At 70.9% G+C, this 20,147-nt stretch carries 15 protein-coding genes; 7 read left to right on the forward strand and 8 right to left on the reverse strand.

Annotation, left to right across the window (positions count from 1 at the left end; all coding sequences use genetic code 11):
• Window positions 1–188: 188 nt before the first annotated feature.
• The 3 genes from ACYVDG_RS02620 to ACYVDG_RS02630 form a co-directional block, all read right to left on the reverse strand.
• Window positions 189–1,424 (reverse strand): M20 family metallopeptidase, encoded by a 1,236-nt coding sequence (locus ACYVDG_RS02620; protein WP_460746545.1) that lies wholly within the window; start codon window positions 1,422–1,424, stop codon window positions 189–191.
• 26 nt (window positions 1,425–1,450) lie between these two features.
• Window positions 1,451–2,623: a glutamate--cysteine ligase gene (locus tag ACYVDG_RS02625; protein WP_460746548.1), complete on the reverse strand. Its 1,173-nt coding sequence runs from the start codon at window positions 2,621–2,623 to the stop codon at window positions 1,451–1,453.
• A 161-nt stretch (window positions 2,624–2,784) separates the two neighbouring features.
• Window positions 2,785–3,888 carry a YihY/virulence factor BrkB family protein gene (locus ACYVDG_RS02630; protein ID WP_460746550.1) on the reverse strand — a complete coding sequence of 368 codons (1,104 nt, stop codon included), beginning with the start codon at window positions 3,886–3,888 and terminating at the stop codon, window positions 2,785–2,787.
• Window positions 3,889–4,102: 214 nt separating this feature from the next.
• Between ACYVDG_RS02630 and ACYVDG_RS02635 the strand changes: the two genes are divergently transcribed.
• Complete coding sequence (locus ACYVDG_RS02635) at window positions 4,103–5,224, forward strand: galactokinase family protein (protein ID WP_460746552.1); 1,122 nt, start codon at window positions 4,103–4,105, stop codon at window positions 5,222–5,224.
• Between the two features lie 170 nt (window positions 5,225–5,394).
• The gene (locus tag ACYVDG_RS02640) at window positions 5,395–6,651 is read left to right on the forward strand and encodes an LCP family protein (protein WP_460746555.1); all 1,257 of its coding nucleotides are present in this window, start codon (window positions 5,395–5,397) and stop codon (window positions 6,649–6,651) included.
• Window positions 6,652–7,162: 511 nt separating this feature from the next.
• On the opposite strand, the gene ACYVDG_RS02645 is transcribed toward ACYVDG_RS02640, so the two are convergent.
• Window positions 7,163–8,380: an NADP-dependent isocitrate dehydrogenase gene (locus tag ACYVDG_RS02645; protein ID WP_460746558.1), complete on the reverse strand. Its 1,218-nt coding sequence runs from the start codon at window positions 8,378–8,380 to the stop codon at window positions 7,163–7,165.
• Window positions 8,381–8,562: 182 nt separating this feature from the next.
• Window positions 8,563–8,997 carry a DUF3017 domain-containing protein gene (locus tag ACYVDG_RS02650; protein WP_460746561.1) on the reverse strand — a complete coding sequence of 145 codons (435 nt, stop codon included), beginning with the start codon at window positions 8,995–8,997 and terminating at the stop codon, window positions 8,563–8,565.
• 526 nt (window positions 8,998–9,523) lie between these two features.
• On the opposite strand from ACYVDG_RS02650, the gene ACYVDG_RS02655 reads away from it, so the two are divergent.
• Window positions 9,524–10,129 (forward strand): FHA domain-containing protein, encoded by a 606-nt coding sequence (locus ACYVDG_RS02655; RefSeq protein ID WP_460746564.1) that lies wholly within the window; start codon window positions 9,524–9,526, stop codon window positions 10,127–10,129.
• A 105-nt stretch (window positions 10,130–10,234) separates the two neighbouring features.
• Here ACYVDG_RS02655 and ACYVDG_RS02660 read toward each other — a convergent pair whose 3' ends face one another.
• From ACYVDG_RS02660 to purN, 3 genes are read right to left on the reverse strand one after another with little or no spacing between them, the layout of a single operon-like run.
• On the reverse strand, window positions 10,235–11,095 hold the full coding sequence (locus ACYVDG_RS02660; RefSeq protein WP_460746567.1) for a bifunctional methylenetetrahydrofolate dehydrogenase/methenyltetrahydrofolate cyclohydrolase: 861 nt from the start codon (window positions 11,093–11,095) through the stop codon (window positions 10,235–10,237).
• 20 nt (window positions 11,096–11,115) lie between these two features.
• The gene (gene purH / locus ACYVDG_RS02665) at window positions 11,116–12,684 is read right to left on the reverse strand and encodes a bifunctional phosphoribosylaminoimidazolecarboxamide formyltransferase/IMP cyclohydrolase (RefSeq protein ID WP_460746571.1); all 1,569 of its coding nucleotides are present in this window, start codon (window positions 12,682–12,684) and stop codon (window positions 11,116–11,118) included.
• Window positions 12,681–13,292 (reverse strand): phosphoribosylglycinamide formyltransferase, encoded by a 612-nt coding sequence (purN, locus tag ACYVDG_RS02670; protein WP_460746655.1) that lies wholly within the window; start codon window positions 13,290–13,292, stop codon window positions 12,681–12,683. The genes purH and purN overlap by 4 nt, the downstream gene beginning before the upstream one ends.
• A 340-nt stretch (window positions 13,293–13,632) precedes the next feature.
• On the opposite strand from purN, the gene ACYVDG_RS02675 reads away from it, so the two are divergent.
• From ACYVDG_RS02675 to ACYVDG_RS02690, 4 genes are all read left to right on the forward strand, one after another.
• Window positions 13,633–14,025 (forward strand): DUF4190 domain-containing protein, encoded by a 393-nt coding sequence (locus ACYVDG_RS02675; RefSeq protein WP_460746572.1) that lies wholly within the window; start codon window positions 13,633–13,635, stop codon window positions 14,023–14,025.
• A gap of 1,609 nt (window positions 14,026–15,634) precedes the next feature.
• Window positions 15,635–17,377 (forward strand): Wzz/FepE/Etk N-terminal domain-containing protein, encoded by a 1,743-nt coding sequence (locus ACYVDG_RS02680; protein WP_460746573.1) that lies wholly within the window; start codon window positions 15,635–15,637, stop codon window positions 17,375–17,377.
• Window positions 17,374–18,783 carry a ligase gene (locus ACYVDG_RS02685; protein WP_460746574.1) on the forward strand — a complete coding sequence of 470 codons (1,410 nt, stop codon included), beginning with the start codon at window positions 17,374–17,376 and terminating at the stop codon, window positions 18,781–18,783. The genes ACYVDG_RS02680 and ACYVDG_RS02685 overlap by 4 nt, the downstream gene beginning before the upstream one ends.
• Window positions 18,780–20,003 carry a phosphotransferase gene (locus ACYVDG_RS02690; RefSeq protein WP_460746578.1) on the forward strand — a complete coding sequence of 408 codons (1,224 nt, stop codon included), beginning with the start codon at window positions 18,780–18,782 and terminating at the stop codon, window positions 20,001–20,003. Before ACYVDG_RS02685 ends, ACYVDG_RS02690 begins: the two co-directional genes overlap by 4 nt.
• The last annotated feature ends 144 nt before the right edge of the window (window positions 20,004–20,147 follow it).

Genomic DNA, 20,147 nt, shown 5'->3' on the forward strand with positions numbered 1-20,147 from the left:
CACACAGGATGCCATTGGGCGGGGAGGGCACCGGACACGGCGACGCGAAGTTGCCGAAAATCCGGCAGAAGCCGCCGGTCGAGGCCGGGACGTTACCGGATCGGCGCCGGGCCGACGGCCTCGGGACCGGCCGGGGTGGAGGGGCAGGAACCAGCCTTCTGGCGTGCTGGCGTGTGCCGCGCGGACCTTCAGGCGAGCGCCTCGCTTCCGGTCCGGACCCCCTGACGGGCGCTCTCCCACAGGGCGGTGAGCGCGGTGGTCACCATGAAGCGCGTACCCACGCCGATGGCGCGCTCGTCCACGTCGAAGGTGCCGCGGTGCAGGTCCAGCATGGGTCCGTCCCACTCCGGGGAGTGGGTGCCGAGCCGGGCCAGAGCGCCGGGCGCGTGCTCCAGGTACCAGGCGAAGTCCTCCCCGCCCAGGCTCTGCTGGGTCGGCGCGGCGGCGTCGGCTCCCAGGGCCAGGGTCACAGCCTCGCGCATGACGTCGACGCTGGTGGCCTCGTTGATGGTGGGCGGGACACCGCGCCGGTAGGTGACCTCGGCATCGGCACCGTAGGCGGAGGCCACCGACTCCACGAGACCCTTGATGATGTCCGGTGCCGCGTGCCAGGACTCGTCGTCGAGGCAGCGCACGGTGCCTTCGGCCACGGCGTCGTCGGGGATGACGTTGGGTGCCGAGCCCGCGCTGATCCGACCCCACACCAGGCTGAACCCTGCCCGGGGGTCGATGCGGCGCGACAGCGCCGCGGGGAGTTCGGTGACGACCTTGCCCAGCGCGTAGACGAGGTCGGAGGTCAGGTGGGGGCGGGCGGTGTGCCCGCCCGGGCCGGACAGGCGGACCATGACCTGGTCGCAGGCGGCGGTGATGCCGCCGGTGCGCAGTCCGACCTTGCCGACCATCAGGCGGGGGTCGCAGTGCAGGGCGAAGACCCGGTCCACGTCCTCCACACCGCCCGCGTTGACGACCTCCACCGCCCCGCCGGGAAGCTCCTCGGCGGGCTGGAAGAGGAGCCGGACCCGGCCGGGCAGTGCCCCGGCACGGGCCTGCTGGGCGAGGAAGACACCCGTCGCCAGCAGGACCGCGGTGTGCACGTCGTGACCGCAGGCATGGGCCGCGCCCGGGACCGTGGAGCGGTAGGGGACGTCCTTCTCGTCGGTGAGGGGGAGCGCGTCGATGTCGGCTCGCAGAGCCACGGTGGGTCCGGGGCCGTCGCCGATGTCGCAGATCAGTCCGGTTCCTTGGGGGAGCCGACGGGGTTTCAGCCCGACCTGGCGCAGCCGCTCGTCCAGTCGGCCCGTGGTGCGGTGTTCCGCGAACGCCAGCTCCGGGTGCATGTGCAGGTCCCGGCGGAAGCCCGCGAACTCCCGCTCATGGCGCGCCAGAAAAGCGGTCAACTGTTCCGGCAGGTCACGTCCCTGCATCGAGGGTCCCCTCTTCGTTACACGTCTTACCGCGCACCGGCTCCGTCGCCGACGCCGATCTTCGCGCGGGTGGGGTCCCCGACGAACTCGGCGGAGAGCATGTCCACGACGTCCTCGAGCGAACCGCCTTCGGTGACGACCGCCCGCTGACGCTCGTAGGAGGCACCTTTGTCCAGGATCTCGGAGATCAGGTCCAGGTCCTCCGTGCAGCCCAGGCGGGCGGCGACCGGCGTCAGGTCGCGGACCAGCTCGTAGAGGTCGTCACGGATCGGAACGGTGGTTCCGTGTGCGTCCGTGATGACACGAGCGTCGAGTCCGTAGCGGGTGGCCCGCCACTTGTTGTCCTTCACCACCCAGGACGGCGGGCTGGGCAAGCTGTACCCGCGGTCGAGCTGGTGATCGAACAACTCCACCAGACACTGGGAGAGAGCGGTGGCCATTCCCACCTCGCGCAGGGTGGGAATACCGTCGAACATCCGGATCTCGATGGTGCCGAAATCCGGGTGCGGGCGGATGTCCCACCACACTTCCTTGATAGAGGCGATGGTACCCGCCCTGAGAAGGGTTTCGAGGTATTCCTCGAAAGCGGGCCACCCAGGGAGGTTCGGCGGCGGCCCGGAAGTGGGCAGTGCGCCGAAGACGATGGAGCGCGCGGAAGCCAGACCGGTGTCATGACCGCACCAGAATGGGCTGGAAGCACTCAAAGCGAGAAAATGCGGTATATACCGCGCGAGCGCGTTCACGATCGGTATGGCCTTCTCCTGTCCGCGCACGCCCACGTGGACGTGGACCCCGCAGGTCAGGATCCGGCGGGCGAGCCACTGCATCTGGTCGACCAGCTCCCCGTACCGCTTGCCGGGACTGAGCTTCTGGTCGCGCCAGTGGTCGATCGGATGGGTTCCGGAACAGGCAAGGACGGCACCGCGCGGTTCGAGGACCTCGCGCATACGCGTCACGTTGCGGCCGAGGTCGCGCTTGGCCTCCTCGACCGTCTCGCAGATCCCCGTCACCACTTCTACCTGGGACTGCATCAGTTCATGCCGCAACGGGGGGACCGTCGCCTCACTACTGAGGTCGGGGAGCGCCGCGAGGAGTTGCGGCGCCTCTTGGCGAAGATGGCGACTTCCCCGGTCGACGAGCTGGAGTTCCCACTCGACGCCGAGCGTCGCGCGTTCGGACGTTTTGAATGCGATTCCCATCTGCCCTCCAGGTGTGGGACGGCCGTTGTGGCCGACGCACCGCTCGCCCCGGTGAACCGGTCAACCGGGACAGAAGAGGACTACCCGCCGCACACCGCGCGCATACGGAATAAGACGCCGGGAAAGAAGCGAATTCCGCGGGCGAACCTTTCGCTTCTGGCTCAGGTTTTTCGCCGCTTCAGGGACACGGCCGCACCCGCCGCCGCGATCACCGCCGCCACCAGCGACAATCCCAGGGCCAACAGCCGCTGGGCGAGACGGCGCTGAGCGAGATCGCGTTCGCTGGGCCGCAGGACCGCGATCGGCCGCGTCCAGTCCATCCCGTTCTCCTCCGGCAACGGGAGGGAGCCCGTGTAGGGCGGTGGCAACGGAAGCCAGGTGGCCGTCCACGCCGCGCTGAACATCATCAGGCGCATCACGAGGTTGATCCACACCAGCAGGCCGACGAGCACCGCGAAGGAGGCGTAGACCGGGTTGGTGAGGGTCCCGGCCAGCAGCTGCGCGGCGGCGTTCTTGAGCACCTCGAAGCCCACCGCGCCCAGCAGCGCGCCGCGCCACATCATCCGTGGCGGCCGCGCGGTCCCCGACAGCAGCGAGAAGACCAGCAGGAACAGGAGCATGTTCACGCCGATGGCGATGGCCAGGGCCAGCACGCGCAACGACAGGTTCGCGATCAACGACCCGTCCAAGCCGACCAGGGACAACAGCCAGACCGTGGCCGTCTGCATGACGCTGGTGAAGGCGACGGTGAAGAACAGGGCCACCCCCAGGGCGACCATGACCAGGAGATCGCCCGCCTTGCGCACCAGGAAGTTCGGGCCCTGTTTGAGGTTCGTCAGCCAGATCGAGTGGAGGGCCTCGCGCAGAACCGACACCGAGTTCAGCCCCGCGTACAGCAGGCCGAGCAGACCGATCACGCTCGCGCCCAGGCGGGCGTCCGCGATCTGCTCCATGGGGAGCTGCTGGGACAGCCCCGGCAGCACCTCGTCCAGCGCCTCCTCCATGTAGGACATGAGCTCGACCTGGCGGGCCGCGAGGAACCCGACGACGGCGAAGGCCAGCGCCAACAGCGGGAAGAAGGACAGGAACGCGAAGTAGGTGACGGCCCCGGCCAGCTGGTTGCCGTTGCGGTCCGCGTAGCGCTCGTACGCACGCACCAAGTGGTCGAGGGACGGATACCGGCGCCGCAGCTCCCAGTAACCGTCCATCGCCAGGTTCTGATAGTGCCGAGCCGTGTCCTTCGCCCGCGCCAGCACTCCGGCCATGGTCTCCGATCCTCTCCCCGCCCCTGTGGGCCGCCGCCCTGTGGGCCGCCCTTCGCTGTGGCCCGTGTTCGGGCGCCCCAGGTGGATGCACAACCTAGCCTCGCCGTTCCGGCCAGAGGAAAACCCCACGCCCGACCGGTACCGAAGCGAGGGCAAACTTGAATCCGGGGTGCGCCGAGGCGGTGCTCCCGGTGAGGAGAGCGGGGGTCGGCAGGTGGGAACTGCGGGAGCGCGGCTGCGCGCGGTACTGGGGGTGCGCACCGGGGGGCCGAACGGCGCCTGGCCCGAGGCCTCCCCCGAGAGCGGGGTGCTGGCCGCGGCCTACGCGGAGCGCTTCGGTTCGGAACCCTCGGGAGTATGGCGCGCCCCCGGGCGGTTGGCCCTCATGGGCGAACACACCAAGGCCAGCGGCGGTGCCGCACTGTACGCAGCCCTCCCCTGGGGCGTGACAGCCGCGGTCGGCACCGCAGCGGACGGGCTCGTGCGCACCGCGACGCTCAGCGGGCCGCTGAGCGCCCAGGACCGCTCCGCCCGCGCCGTATCCTCAGCCGTCTCTGACGCGCGCTCCAGCGGCGCTCTGAGCTCCGATGCGGGGGTTCGGGTGGTCTTGGCGGCGGACCTGCCCGAACACGCTTCCCTGGGCCACCCCGCGGCGGTCGGCGCGGCGGTCTCCCTGGCGCTGGCCGATCTCGCCGGCATCGACCGCCCCAAGGGAGCCTCCGCCGACCAGAGCGCCGCCCTTGACGCCCGCACCGGGCACGCCGTACGCGTGAACCTGGCGAGCGGGAAGTCAGCCGTGTTTCCGTTCGACCTCTCCGGGGCCGGGCTGCGACTGGTCGTCATGGAAACCGGGGCACTACCCCGGCGGGACCCCCGACCGGTCCGCGCCGCTGAGCTGGACCGGGCCAAGGACCTGTTGGGCCCGTTGCGCGCCGTCCAGAACCTGCCCGAAGCACTGCGGGGCCTCCAGAACCCCGTGCTGCGCAACCGGGTGGAGTACGCCGTCACCGAGGTACACCGGCTCAATGCCGCCGTCGGACTCTTGCGCGCGGAGCGCGCCGTGGAGGTCGGACCGATCCTGTCCGCCTCGCACCTGTCCCTGCGCCGCTTCGACCTGCCTCTGCCCGCTGTGGAGCTGGCCGTGGAGACCGCCGCTCGCGCGGGCGCCCGAGGGTCCCGGATGTCCGGGTGGGCCGGTACGGCCATCGCTCTCGTACCGGAGGAGCGGGTCGGGGAGGTCACCGGTGCGGTCCGGAGCGCCTTCGAGGAGAAGGGGTGGCCCGTCCCCCGGATGCGCGCGGCCGTACCCTCCGCCGGTGCCGTGCGGCTGGTCTGAGGAGCTGACCTGTACAAGGGCCGTTCACGACCCCCGGTGGCCGCGCCCGCGGCCGGAGATCCGCAATCCTATGGCCGCCCGGGGGAATCCGGGCGAACCCCACTACCCTGTCAGCGATCACAAGGGACATACCGAAGCGAACAGACAGCGCGGAGCAGATAGGCGAATCGATGGCTGACCGACGGCACCCGGGCGAGCACGGCTCGACCGGCGAGCACAACAGAGGGGGCGTGTTCCGGCGCGGCGGTGGCGACTCCGACAAGCCCCCCGAATTCGAGAAGCTCTACCGCTCCCGCGAGTCCGAGCAGCGTGTGGTGGGTGAGACCCGGCGGCTTCCCCCCGCAGACGAGGTCCCCCCGAACCGGCCGAGGAAGCGCCGGACCCACAGCTCCGGGCGCGAGTACGACGGCCGAGGCCTCAAGCGCAGGGCCCGGGAGCGGCGCAAGCGCCGCGTCCGGAACATCCTGATCCTCGTGTTGGTCCTCGTCCTCGTGCTCCCCGGGGGTTTCTACCTCTGGGCGGACTCGCGGCTGGAGCGGGTCGACGCCCTCCAGGACTACGACGATCGCCCCGACCGGCAGCCCGGCACGACGTACATGATCGTCGGCTCCGACAGCCGCGACGGTCTGGACGACGACCAGATCGAGGAGCTCGCCACCGGCCGCGCCGAAGGCAGCCGGACCGACACGGTGATGGTCCTGTACATGCCCCGCGACGGCGACCCCACGATCGTCAGTGTGCCGCGCGACTCCTACGTCCCCATGCCGATCCCCGGCTACGCCGACAACAAGATCAACACGGCCTTCGCCGACGACGTGTGCGGTACCGACGAGGACGGCGAAGAGGTCTGCGGCGGGCCGGGCCCGATGGTGGAGAGCTTCGAGCGCGCCTCCGGTGTGCGGATCGACCACTACGTCGAGATCGGCATGGGCGGCTTCGTGGACCTGGTCGACGCGGTCGGCGGCGTGGAACTGTGCCCCGAGGAGGCGATGGAGGACCCGAAGGCGGGCCTCGACATCGAGGCGGGCTGCCAGGAGATGGACGGCGGCACCGCCCTGGGCTACGTGCGGACCCGCGCCACCCCGCGGGCCGACCTGGACCGCATCCAGCGCCAGCGCGAGTTCTTCTCCGCGCTGATCGAGGAGTCCAGCGCCCCCAGCACGCTCTTCAACCCGTTCCGTTCGGTCCCGCTCGTGATCGCTGGCACCGACACCTTCACGGTCGACGAGGGCGACAAGCTCCGGCACCTGGCGAGCATGTTGCTGGCCATGCGCGGCGGAACCGAGACCACCGCCGTGCCGGTCGGGGACACCCCGACGCTGGAGGGTGTCGGTTCGGTCGTGGTGTGGGACGAGGCCAGGTCCGAGCAGATGTTCGACGCCATGCGCAACGGCGAACCCATCCCGGAGGAGGCCATGGAGGACTGATTCCTCCACCCCCAAGCAATCGCCCATGCTGGGCGCACACGAGCGAAGGGCCCGCCACCGGAGTGACGGGCCCTTCTTCGTGACGTTCCGTACTGTGCGCGCCTACCCCCCAGCGGGCGCACGGCCGGCACGTCGGCTCATGGTGGCCGAGCGGCAAAAAACCCGCTCTGGCCTGCCGGTTCTCACCGGCGTGACTCCACAATAGGCCAAAGTTCGCGAAAGGTGCGAATCGTGTTCACGTGTCATAAGTCGCACCTGACTCCGGACGACCCCCTCCGGCGCTTCCATCCTCCCACCGCGGCCCCTCGAATGTGGCCCGAACACGGGAAACACGCCGGACGACTTCGGTGGGCCCGCCCCCCGATCCCCCGCGAAAACCGCCTTCCGGCGCGTCTCGGCCCGAGCAGGACCCAGAAACGACGGAGCCCGGGCGCTCCCTCACGGGGGCACCCGGGCGTGGTCAAGGTCTCACCGCAACCGCCGGCTCATGGCGGCAGCGGATCGATCCCTTCTAGGCGAGACGCTTGCTCAGGTTCTCGTCCAGAGCCGCGAGGAACTCCTCGGTGGTCAGCCACCCCTGGTCGGAACCGACCAGCAGGGCCAGGTCCTTCGTCATCTGGCCGCCCTCGACGGTCTTGATGACGACGTCCTCGAGCGTGTTCGCGAACTCGACGACCTTCGGGGTGTTGTCCAGCTTGCCCCGGTGCTCCAGACCGCGGGTCCACGCGAAGATGGACGCGATCGGGTTGGTCGAGGTGGGCTTGCCCTGCTGGTGCTGGCGGTAGTGACGGGTCACGGTGCCGTGGGCCGCCTCGGCCTCGACCGTGCGGCCGTCGGCGGTGCGCAGCACGGAGGTCATCAGGCCGAGCGAGCCGTAGCCCTGCGCGACGGTGTCGGACTGGACGTCACCGTCGTAGTTCTTGCAGGCCCAGACGTAGCCGCCCTCCCACTTGAGCGCGGCGGCGACCATGTCGTCGATGAGGCGGTGCTCGTAGGTGAGGCCGGCCGCCTCGAAGCGCTCCTTGAACTCGGCCTCGTAGATCTCCTCGAACACGTCCTTGAACATGCCGTCGTAGGCCTTGAGGATGGTGTTCTTGGTGGACATGTACACCGGGTAGTTGCGGTCCAGGCCGTAGTTCAGGCTGGCACGCGCGAAGTCCTCGATGGACTTCCGGAAGTTGTACATGCCCATCGCGACGCCGCCCTCCTCGGGGAAGTCAGCGACGTCGAACTCGACCGGCTGGCTGCCGTCGGCCGGGGTGTAGGTCATGGTGACCGTACCGGCGCCGGGCACCTTGAAGTCGGTGGCCTTGTACTGGTCGCCGTGGGCGTGGCGGCCGATGATGACCGGCTTCGTCCAGCCCGGCACCAGCCGCGGCACGTTCTCACAGATGATGGGCTCGCGGAACACGACGCCGCCGAGGATGTTGCGGATGGTGCCGTTCGGCGACCGCCACATCTTCTTGAGGCCGAACTCCTCGACACGGGCCTCGTCGGGCGTGATGGTGGCGCACTTGACGCCGACGCCGTGCTCCTTGATGGCGTGGGCGGCGTCGACGGTGACCTGGTCGTCGGTGCGGTCGCGCTCCTCGATACCGAGGTCGTAGTACTTGAGGTCGATGTCGAGGTACGGAAGGATCAGGCGGTCCTTGATGAAGGACCAGATGATCCGCGTCATCTCGTCGCCGTCGAGCTCGACTACGGGGTTTTCGACCTTGATCTTGGCCATGGCTGTGTGGCTGTCCCTTCAGTCTTCGCTACCGCCTCGTGCGGCAGAGACCCGGAACCGGTTTGTGGCCGGGCCCGGCTCCGCGCGCGCGGCAATCCCCTGATCCCGCCCGGTGTCCGTGCTTCCCGGGGAGGCGGTGCTTGTCGGTGTCGCGGTATCTCGACATCAAGCTTATTCGACGCCTAGGGGGAGAGTTGCGGCGCCACCCAGGCCAACACGATCAGCAGGACCGCAAGTCCGGCGAGAGTGAGCAGATCGACCCAGCGCCGACGCACGGCCAGCAGGCCGATCCAGTCCTTGGGCAGGAACAGCCTGAAGGTCGCGGCGAGCAGCAGGGCACCCGCGATGATCGCCGGCCCGCGCTTGAAATAGGCCGCCGCCACGACCACGATCCCCGCCGCCAGGGCCGACAGGACCAGGGCGTAGGGCACCTGGGAAAGCCAGTAGGGCACTTTCTTCCGGTTGCCGCCCGTCTCGCCCTTGCCGGCTCCTGAGGCGCTCCCACCCGAGGGGCCCCCAGTCGCGGTGTTCCCGTCCGAGGCGCTCCTGTCCGGTGCGTTGCCGTCCGCCGCGCCCCCGTCCGAGCCCGCCGCCTCCGTCTGCTCCGCGTCGTCCACCGCGTCCCGACCTGTTCGCTTCCGAATTGCTTGACCGCCGCGCGGTTCGTTCTCCACGGCCTCTTCCCCGCCTCTGGCACAGTCCGGCCACCCGGCGGGAGCTCCCTGTCCGAAACCGAACAGCGCTCCAGTCTGGCTCATGTTCCTGGTGACTTAGGCCGGTCCCACGCGAACGCGGGTTCACCGACGAGGAGAGACCGAACCCATTGTAGTGAACGGCACCGCCGAGCCCAGGGCTCACAGAAACGGACTCGTCCCCCTCGGAGTACGTCTCTGACCGTTTCCTCCTTCCGGTTTGGTCACAGAGCCGTATTTCCGCGCCGTATCCGCCTAACTCCGGAGTAAGCGCGTAGAACATGTATCAGCCGGGTAACCCGAGTGGAGATGAGTGCACCGGTGAGCGAGGACTACCCCCATGAAGCCCACTCGACGTGTAGACCGACCCTCCACTGCCCGACAGCCTCCCCTCCCCCACCGCCGCCCGTACCCCCACCGACCGCGCCCAAGTAGCCCGGGAGGAGCCACCGTGGACGGTCCCTACCTAGGGGTGGAAGATTCCGGTGACCTCCGCCAGCTCACGGGTGAAGTCACCACGGTCGGCCGCGGTGAGGGCGCCGATATCCGCCTGAACGACCGGAGCGTCTCCCAGCTCCACGCCGAGCTCGTCCGCCGCGGACCCTACGTGTACGTCGTCGACCTGGGCCTGTCCCGCAACGGCACCCGCGTCAACGGTCGGCCCATTGCCCGGCGCGTCCTGGAGGAGGGCGACGTCGTGAGCTTCGGCACCGCCCGATGCCGGATCGGCGGCCTGCCCAGCGAACAGCTCAGTCCCGAGATCGAACTGCGCCGGGGGTCCGCGCCCGAGCTCACCCGCCGCGAACTGGACGTGCTGACCGCCCTGTGCCAACCGGCCCTCTCGGAAGAGGCCTTCGTCGCCCCCGCCACCGCGCGCGACATAGCCGAAACGCTCGTGGTCACCGAAGCCGCGGTCAAACAGCACCTGCTGCGGCTCTACCAGAAGTTCCGGATCCCCGAGGGGCAGAACCGGCGCACCCGCCTGGCCAACGAGGTCGTGGCCCTGGGCCTGGTCCGCCCGATGCCGGTGGGCAGTTCCTCCCGCCGCGCCAGCTGACCGCGAAGGCGCACGGATTCGGGAGACGCTGGGGCGGGGCCGCCCCGTCCGGGGCGACCCCTCTGCGCCGGTTCTGGGTCGAGAGAGCCCGGCCGGGGTGCCGCGTCAGACCGCGAGACCGGCCTGGCGCTCGGCCGCCTCGACCACGTTGACCAGCAGCATCGCCCGGGTCATCGGGCCGACGCCGCCGGGATTCGGCGACATGTGTCCGGCGACCTCGTTGACGTCGAGGGCCACGTCACCGGCCAGCCCCTCGTCGGTGCGGGACACACCCACGTCCAGCACGGCCGCGCCCGGCTTGACCATGTCCTTGGTGATGAGCCCCTGCACGCCCGCGCCGGCCACGATGATGTCGGCCTTGCGGGCGTGCGCGGCCAGGTCACGGGTGCCGGTGTGGCACAGGGTGACGGTGGCGTTCTCCGAACGGCGGGTCAGCAGCAGGCCGAGGGGGCGGCCCACGGTGACACCGCGCCCGACCACCACGACCTCCGCTCCCTTGATCGGTACCTCGTAGCGGTTGAGCAGCTCGACGATGCCGCGCGGGGTGCACGGCAGCGGGGCCTTCTCCATGAGGACGAGCTTGCCCAGGTTGACCGGCTGGAGGCCGTCGGCGTCCTTGACCGGGTCGATCAGCCCCAGCACCCGGTTCTCGTCCATGCCCTTGGGCAGCGGCAGCTGCACGATGTAGCCGGTGCAGGCAGGGTCCTCGTTGAGCTCGTGGACCGCCTGCTCCACCTGTTCCTGGGTGGCGTCGGCGGGCAGGTCGCGGCGGATGCTCGCGATGCCCACCTGCGCGCAGTCGCGGTGCTTGCCGCGCACGTAGGTGTGGCTGCCCGGGTCGTCACCGACCAGGACGGTGCCCAGGCCGGGGGTGATGCCCTTGGCGTGCAGCTTGGCCACCCGCTCCGCCGTTTCTTCCTTGATGGCCTTGGCGGTGGCCTTGCCGTCCAGAACGATCGCGCTCATGCGTAGCTCCTCGGGTGCGTCTAGTGGAAGAAGTGGCGGGTGCCGGTGAGGTACATCGTGACCCCTGCCGCCTCGGCGGCGGCGATGACCTCGGAGTCGCGCATCGAGCCGCCGGGCTGGACGACGGCGCGTACACCGGCCTCGGTGAGGATCTCCAGCCCGTCGGCGAAGGGGAAGAAGGCGTCGCTGGCGACCACAGACCCGGTGACCCGGTCGCCCGCGCGGGAGACGGCCAAGCGGGCGGAGTCCACCCGGTTGACCTGACCCATGCCCACGCCCACGGTGGCCCGGTCCGCGGCGAGGAGGATCGCGTTGGACTTGACCGCGCGCACGGCCTTCCAGGCGAAGGCCAGGTCGGCGAGAGTGGCCTCGTCCGCGGCCTCGCCGGTGGCCAGCGTCCAGGAGGCGGGGTCGTCGCCCTCGGCGTCGATGACGTCGGTGTCCTGGACGAGGAGTCCGCCGCTGATCTGGCGGGACTCCACACGCGGCCCCTGGGCCGGGTCTGCGACCACGAGCAGGCGGATGTTCTTCTTCTGGGAGAGCGTCTCGACGGCCTCCGGGGTGAAACCGGGGGCGACCACGACCTCGGTGAAGACCTCGGCGATCTGCGCGGCCAGCTCGGCGCCGACCTCGCGGTTGGTGGCGATCACGCCGCCGAAGGCGGAGACCGGGTCGCTGGCGTGCGCCTTGCGGTGCGCCTCGGCGTTGTCAGCGCCTACGGCGATCCCGCACGGGTTGGCGTGCTTGATGATGGCCACGCACGGGCCGTCGAAGTCGTAGGCGGCGCGCAGGGCGGCGTCGGCGTCGACGTAGTTGTTGTAGGACATGGCCTTGCCGTGCAGCTGCTCCGCCCCGGCCAAGCCGCGTCCGCCCGAACCGGCCTCCGTGTACAGCGCTGCCCTCTGGTGCGGGTTCTCGCCGTAGCGCAGGGCGGTCTCACGGGTGTGCACCGAAGCGCGGAAGGCGGGCCACCCGGAGGCCTCAGCCTCGGCGTCGGGGGCGTAGTCACCCGCGAACCAGTCCGCCACCGCGGCGTCGTAGGCGGCAGTGTGCTGGAAAGCCAGCCCGGCCAGGTGCTTGCGCTGCTCGCGGGTGAAGCCGCCGTCCCGGACTGCCTGCAGGGAAGCGTCGTAGCTGGCGGGGTCCACGACGATCGCGACACTGCCGTGGTTCTTCGCCGAGGCGCGCACCATCGCGGGGCCGCCGATGTCGATCTTCTCGATGCACTCGGCCTCGGACGCGCCCGAGGCGACGGTGTCGGAGAAGGGGTAGAGGTTCACCACGACCAGGTCGAAGGGTGCGATGCCCAACTCGTCGATCTTGGCGACGTGGTCGGGGTTGCCCTGGTCGGCGAGGAGCCCGGCGTGCACGGAGGGGTGGAGGGTCTTGACCCGGCCCTCCATGATCTCGGGGAAGCCGGTGACGTCCTCGACGGGGGTGACGGGGATGCCCGCGGCGGTGAGCCGGCCCGCGGTGGATCCGGTGGAGACGATCTCCACTCCGGCCTCGGCCAGGCCGATGCCCAGCTCCTCCAGACCGGTCTTGTCGTACACGCTGATCAGCGCACGCCTGATGGCCTGCTGGGTCACCGTTTCTCCTTCGTTTCGGTGCGGCCGAACCGCACGTGCCTGCCGTCGATGCTCCAGCCCTCTCGCGAGAGGCGGCCGACCGTGTCGATCAGCATTCGCCGCTCCACGGCCTTGATCCGCTCGTGGAGGCTGGACTCGTCGTCGCCGTCCTCGACGGGCACCGCGACCTGGTCGATGATCGGACCGGAGTCGACGCCCTCGTCGAGGAAGTGGATGGTGGTGCCGGTGACCCGGACACCGTGGGCGAGCGCGTCACGCACGGCGTGCGCGCCGGGGAAAGAGGGCAGCAGCGCCGGGTGGATGTTGACGGCCTGGTGGCGGCCGATCACGGCGGGCCCGAGGATGCGCATGAATCCGGCGGAGACGACCAGGTCGGGGCGGTATTCGGCGATGCTCTCGGACATGGCCGTGTCCCAGGCAGACCTGTCGGAGTAGGAGCGGAAGGGTACGACGAACGTGGGTACGCCGGCCGCCTCGGCCACCTTGACCCCGCGTGTTCCCTCACGGTCCGTTCCGACGGCGACGATCTCGGCCCCGTAGGCGGGGTCCTTTGCGGCTTCCATCAGGGCGGCCATGTTGCTGCCCGCCCCCGATATGAGAACCACCACTCGCGCGGACAAAGCGTGCTTCTCCCTCATGTGTAGAAGAACGGTGCGGAAGACACGGGTGTTATCCCCGTGCCCGGGGGCGCCGGGGGACGGCGCAGCATCCGGGGTTCGCGTACGCCTGGTGCAGGCGCCAGGCACTGGGCCTACTCGGCCCGTCCGCGTACCCACCCTATCGGCTTGGGTACCGTCTACCTCACGCGGACCGGACCTTCGTACCAGCGCTCACCGAGACCATGGAACGATGGCGGGACCGCACCACCGACGACACCCGGTACGCTCCGCGCAGGCGGGAGCGGACCAGGGCGCCCCACGGTGCGGGGCGCCACCGAAGGAGTGAACCTTGACCGACAACAGCCCGGAGCCCCGCGCCGACGGACAGCAGCCCAAGGCCGAACGAGGAGGCCTGTGGGGGCTGTTCCTGGGTCTGGCGGGCCTGTTGTTCCCGCCCTACAGCGGCGTGCTGTCCGTGTTCGGCTTCGTGCAGGGCTTCCGAGCCCGCCGGGCCGCCCGTGTCAACAGCACGACGGCGCCGGGCGCCATCCTGAGCGTGGGCCTGGGTGCGGCCGGCATCGCCGTTTCGACAGCCATGGTCGGGATCCTCTTCGTCTACCAGGAACAGGTCACCGACTACCGGGACTGCTCCGCGCGGGCCAACACGGTGTCCACACAGAGCGAGTGCGACAACGCGTGGGAGTCCCACACCGGCCTGCCGCCGCTGGTCCTGGGCGTCTAGGGCATACCCCTCGGGCGCCGGCCCGCTGCTCGTCGCACTAGAAGCGGTGCTACTGCGCACCTCTCGGTGGAGAGCCCAACCCGGGCGGGCCGGTGTTTGGCAGAGACGGGGCACAGTTGGGAGCGCTGGGTGCCGGGACGCGTTGGAGTACTCCGGGTGCCGGGGTGCGCTGGGCACCGGGGGCACGCTGGGCACCGGGGGCACGCTGGGCACCGTGGCGCGCCAGCCGGTTCTTCCCCTGCTTGAGGTGAGTGCGGGTTTCCCCGTTTCCTGCCGCTTGATGGTGGCCGTCTCCGCTGCGCGCGTCAAGGTCGTCGCCGTCGAAGCGCTGGCGCGCTATCGGTGGCGCTCCACCTTGACCCGCTTCGCTGCGACGGCGGGTGGGCGGCAGTCAGGAAACGGGGGACGTGTGGTCGGGGCCCCAAGGGGCCCTTCGGGCCCCGAGCCTTCGGCCCGAAGGGCCGGGCTTCGCCCGGCCGGGCCGTGACCGGCCGGACCCCTCCCCGTCCGCCCGGCTTCATCAGCCAGCGCGTCCCAATCCAGTGACCAGCCAGCGACGAAGGACCCGAACAGGCCGGGCGCATGGCCGAGCGCGTCCCACCGGACTTTCGGTCGGACTCAGCTCCCCCTTCCCCGATGATCTTGCCCCTGTCTCAACCCTCGACGGCCGAGGGTGGAGCTGGGGGCAAGATCATCGGGGATCAACCGGTTTCGGAAGCAACGGACACCCCCACCGGGCCGGTTCCGGACACCGGGACCGCCCCCCGGGGGGGCGGCCGCTACCGCCGGTGGAGGCACCCGGGACACCGACCCCCCCCCGCCCAGAAGCACCCGGGGCCGGTGAACCCCCTCCCTGGAGGCAATCTCGGCGCCCAAAATGACTCCAACAGGGGGTTCGATGCCCTGGAACCCACACCCGACCGGTCCAACAGCACCACCCGTACCCGTATGGGCCATCCACCACCGAGCCGCCAGACCGGTGGGACGCGCCCAGCCACGTCCCCGGCCTGATCGGGCCCTTCGTCGCCGACCGGCCACTGGATTGCGACGCGCCTGCCGACACAACCAGACCCACGGAAAGGAACCCGGCCGGCCACGGCCGGGGCAGTTCCCGGCCGCAGGCCGGTCCCGTCGCCGCCCCGACCACACGCCCCCCGTTTCCTGACTGCCGCCGACCCGCCGTCGCAGCGAAGCGGGTCAAGGTGGAGCGCCAATGACGCGCGAAGCGCTCGATGGCGACGACCTTGAGGCGCGCAGCGGAGACGGCCACCATCAAGCGGCAGGAAACGGGGAAACCCGCACCCGCAGGGAACCACCCGCACCCAACAACAAACCCCAGCCACCCCGACTCCCCAACCGGCGCACACCCGCCAACCGACACTGGCCCGTGTGCGCACCCATTCGCACCCCCGTGTACACACCTCCCCCGCTCGGATAGCCCGTCCGCACCCCCCCCCGCACGGATACCCGTCCGCACCCCGCGGCGGGTTTGCGGACGGCCCCGCCTGGGAATTCGGCTGTTTCCCAAAGCACCAGGCAGAACCAAAGGGATTACACTTAGTATGCAATCGTTCACTAAAAGTGCTGCCATGTCTGCGTGGAGGACCCGATGGACACCGACGCGGCCGGCCCCGCCGGACCGGAACTGAAGGAGTACACCGCCTTGTTGAGGCGGCGCTGGCGACTGGTGGGTGCCGGGGTGCTCGGCGGACTCGTCCTCGCCGCCGCCGGGGTGGTCGTGGTTCCGTCGGCCTACACCTCCGCCACCGCGGTCCAGGTCCACCCCACGGAGATGGCGGAGTTCACCGGTGAGCAGTCCGGCCGCCTGACCGGCGACGTCAACCTCGACAGCGAGGCCCAGGTCGTGCTGTCGGACCAGGTCACCGCCGTCCTGGCCGCGGAAGTCCCCGGTTCCCCCTCCCCCACCGACCTCCGCGAGCGGATCGACGTGACGGTGCCGTCCAACAGCAACATCCTGGAGATCGAGTACTCGGCCCGCTCGCCCGAGGACGCGCAGAAGGGCGCGGCCGCCCTCGCCGACGCCTACCTGGACCACCGGGGCGAACAGGCCCGCGCGCTGATCAGCGGCCGGGCCGAAGCCCTGCGCGAGGAGCAGGAGGAGCTCTACGAGTCCCTGGCCGCGCTCTCCCCGGAGGGCACCGCGGCCACCGGTGAAGCCCAAGGCGACGACTCCCAGGCCGAAGCCCTGCTCCAGGAGATCGTCGAGCTCGGCAACGGCATCAGTCCGCTGAACGCCCTGCGCGAGACCGTCTCCCCCGGCGAGGTCATCACGCCCGCCGAGCTGCCCGAAGCACCCTCCTCCCCGATGCCCCTGCTCTGGCTGGCCTCGGGGGCCGCCCTCGGCCTGCTCGCCGGGCTCCTCATGGCCGTGGCCCGTGACCGCCTCGACCCCCGCGTGCACGACACCGAGGACACCGCGAGGGTCGGCGCCGTACCCGTCCTGTTGGACCTGTCCACGCCCGGGGAGCGTCCCGACCGCGCCCCGGGCCTGCTCACCGACGACGACCCCGACGGCCAGCGCGCGAACGAGTTCGCCCACCTGGTCCGCGCCCGGCTGGCCGCCACCGCCCTCGAGACGACCGGCCCCGAGTCCGCTTCCCCCATGGCGGTCTCCCCCGAGGAGGACGGCGCACCCGCCCCGGGCCGAGTACTCGTGGTCACCGGCACGACCCCTGGACGCGCGGGCACCGCCGCCGCCGTGAACCTCGCGGCGGCCCTGGCCCGGACCGGCTCCGAGACCCTGCTGGTCTGCGCCGACCCGCGTACCGACACCGCCCTCGATCTGCTCGATCTGCCCGAAGGCCCCGGCCTGGCGGAAGTCCTGGTCGACGGCGAAGACCCGTCCCAGCTGGTGGCCCGGACCTCCGCGATACCGCGTCTCCGGGTGCTGCGGTACGGGAACCCCGGGGCGTTCGCCCCGGTCCAGGGCGGCGCCACCGAACTGGTGGAGCTGCTGCGCGGCCACGCCGAGTTCGTGGTGATCGCCACCGCCGCCATCGGTGAGCGCGCCGACGCGCACGCCCTGGCCGCCACCGCCGACGTTCTCCTCCCCGTGGTCGAGCTGGGCAGGACCCGCAGGGCCGACCTGACCGGCACGGTCACCGCGGGCTCGCGGTTCGGCGTCACCGTTCCGGGCGCGGTCACCGTTCCGCGCCAACCGGATCCCGGACCGGCACCCTCCGCTCCCCGTCCCGTGCCCCCGGCGCCCCGCCGTCCCAGCGAGGCAGGGGCCCACGCCCCGCACGCCACCACCGGCGACAGCACGGCGGCCGACTACGACAGTGCCGCGTCCGCGGATGACGGGGCCGAACCCGCGGGGTCCCGGCGTTGACCGGCCAGGGCGCCGCCCAGGGGTCACGCGCGACCGGTCTGGCCTGGAGCGCCGCACCGCGGAGCGGACCCGCGCCGGTCACCGGGTGGCCCCTGGTGTGGCTGCTGGCCGGGTACCCGGTCTGGTGGGCGCTGGGCATGGGGCAGTTCGCGTACTGGCTGTTCGCCGTACCGATGCTGGCCGAGCTGGTGCGCCGCCATCGAACGGTGGGGCTGCGGGTGCCCCCGGGCTTCTGGCTGTGGGGTCTGTTCCTGGTGTGGGCGGCCCTCGGGCTGGCCCTGGTCCCCTTGGAGATGCCCGGGACCGTGCCGGACAGCGGCGGCTATCCCGGCGCCCTGCTCCGCGTGATCAACTACCTCGTCCTCACCGTGCTGCTGCTCTACGTCGGCAACCTGACCGAGCGCGAGCTGCCCGTTCGACTGGTGGTGTGGTCCCTGGCCGTGCTGTGCCTGGTCACCATCGTCGGCGGCTACCTGGGCATGTTCGCCCCCCGGTTCGAGTTCACCGCTCCGCTGGAGTACCTGATCCCGGGGCCCCTGGCCGACGACCCCTACATGCGGACCCTGGTCCACCCCGCTTCCGCGCAGATCATGGACGTCTTCGGCGGCGTCGAGTCGGCCCGCCCGAAGGCCCCCTGGGAGTACACCAACGTCTGGGGCTACATGCTGTCCCTGCTGCTCATCTGGGTGGTGGTGGGCTGGGTCGTGCAGGGGGCCGGATGGGTGCGCCTGGGTGCGCTGGCCGCGGTCGCGCTGTCGGTGGCCCCGATCGTGTACTCGCTGAACCGCGCGCTCTGGGCGGGCCTGGCGCTGTCGCTCGCCTTCGCCGCGGTCCAGGCGCTGCGCCGGGGCCGGGTGGTCCTGGTGGGCTCCGCTGCGGTGGCCATGGTCGCGGTCCTGATCGCCCTGGCCCTGTCACCGCTGTCCGAAGTCGTGCAGGCCCGTGCGGACAGCCCGCACAGCGACGACGGCCGGGCGGCGACCAACGCCGCGTCCGTGACCGCCGCCGACCTGTCCCCGGTCCTCGGGTGGGGCACCACCCGCGAGGGCCTGGGCAGTTCCGACTCGATCGCGGTCGGACCCACCGCTGAGTGCCCGGGCTGCGGCCAGCACGTGATCGGCAACGCCGGACAGCTGTGGATCACCCTGATCTCCAGCGGATGGGTGGGCACGCTCCTGCTCTTCGCGTTCTTCGCACAAGTGGCCTGGCGCTACCGGGCCGCGTCGACCGCGGTCGGGCAGGGCGCCCTGCTCACCGTGTTGCTTCTGTTCTGGTACATGTTCTTCTACGTCGCGCTCATGTCCCCACTCGCCGTCACCATGATCGCCGTCGCCCTGCTCTGGCGCCGCGAGGAACCGGTGCTCCGTCGTCGAGGGACCGCGCGCACCGGCGGGGGTGCTTGGTGAACAGCGAGACGACCTATCTGACCGACCTCGCGGCCGTGCTGTGGCCCTGCGGCGGCCTGCTCGGCCCCGGTGACGGTGCCTTTCGGCGCATCGTCCACCGGAACCGGGGCAACCAGTACCTCCCGGTACCCAACGCGCACAATCCGCGGGTGATCCTGCCCGCGCACAACCGCTCGGCCGCCACCCGGGGCATCACGTCCTTCGCCCAGGGCCACTCCCTGCGCGAACGGCTCCAGACCCTGATGCTGACCGGGGCGTTCGCCACCGGGATAGCCCCGCTGCTCCTGCGCGACCGCTTGTACGTGGGGGCGGGCCCGGGGATCGAGCACGCGCTCTCCATCGCCCTGGACCGCGAGCTCACCATCGCGATCCACGTGGGCCCGCCGCGCGCCAACCGCAAGCCGGTCCTGCTCCTGCTCACCCCCGGCGGCCGAACCATCGGCTACGCCAAAATCGCCATCAACGACCTCACGTCCCAGCTGGTGCGGGCCGAGACCCGGGCCCTGCGCCACCTGGCCGAGTCGAGACTCAAGGACGTGACCGTTCCGCGCCTGCTCTACGAGGGCGAGTGGAACGGGCACCCGCTCCTGGTCCAGGAGGCCCTGCCGGTGGGAGACCAGACCGACCGGCCCACCCGGCACCAGCTCCTGCGCTGCGTCAGCCAGATCGTGGGCCTGGCTCGGGTACGCGAGCGCAAGCTCTCAGCGAGCCCCTACCGGCAGGCCCTGGACGCTCGGATCGCGAAGCTCGGTACGCGCCCCGAAGCGGCCCCCTTGCGCGGAGCGCTGCACCGCCTCCCGGACGTGTCCCTGCCCTTCGGCGCCTGGCACGGCGACCTGACCAGATGGAACATCGCCAGCACCGCGAGGCGGGCGTTCGTCTGGGACTGGGAGCGCCTCGCCTTGGACGCACCCGCGGGGTTCGACGCCCTGCACTACGACCTCAACGAGTCCGTCCAGGCGGGGGTGCACCCCGGTGTCCACCGCTGGCTGGACAGCGGCTCGCGACTGCTGCGCGACCCGCTGATGGCGGAGCGCGGACTGCGGCCGCACACGGTGTCCACGGTGATGGCGCTGTACCTGATCGACCTCGCCACCCGCTACCTCCACGACCGCCAGGCGGAGACCGGCAGCCGCTTCGCCGCCGTCGACGACTGGCTGCTGCCCGCCTTGGCGGGGCTTCAGGAGAGAGCGTCCCACGAGGCCACGCACACGGCCTGACGGCCACGGGCCCGGCCCTCCAACAGGCCCGACACCCAGCAGCCACCCGCACGAGCCGGACGCCCGCACCATCCGGCACGCACGCGGCCCGACTCCCGCGGCACCACGGCAAGACACCCACTCACAACGGCCCCGACCACGACC

This window comes from Nocardiopsis oceani, from assembly GCF_054777395.1.

Coding starts and splice junctions, on each gene's coding strand:
- ACYVDG_RS02660 (WP_460746567.1), bottom strand. CDS start 11,095: ATGAGCGCGATCGTTCTGGACGGCAAGGCCACCGCCAAGGCCATCAAG.
- ACYVDG_RS02640 (WP_460746555.1), top strand. CDS start 5,395: ATGGCTGACCGACGGCACCCGGGCGAGCACGGCTCGACCGGCGAGCAC.
- ACYVDG_RS02625 (WP_460746548.1), bottom strand. CDS start 2,623: ATGGGAATCGCATTCAAAACGTCCGAACGCGCGACGCTCGGCGTCGAG.
- ACYVDG_RS02645 (WP_460746558.1), bottom strand. CDS start 8,380: ATGGCCAAGATCAAGGTCGAAAACCCCGTAGTCGAGCTCGACGGCGAC.
- ACYVDG_RS02620 (WP_460746545.1), bottom strand. CDS start 1,424: ATGCAGGGACGTGACCTGCCGGAACAGTTGACCGCTTTTCTGGCGCGC.
- ACYVDG_RS02630 (WP_460746550.1), bottom strand. CDS start 3,888: ATGGCCGGAGTGCTGGCGCGGGCGAAGGACACGGCTCGGCACTATCAG.
- ACYVDG_RS02680 (WP_460746573.1), top strand. CDS start 15,635: ATGGACACCGACGCGGCCGGCCCCGCCGGACCGGAACTGAAGGAGTAC.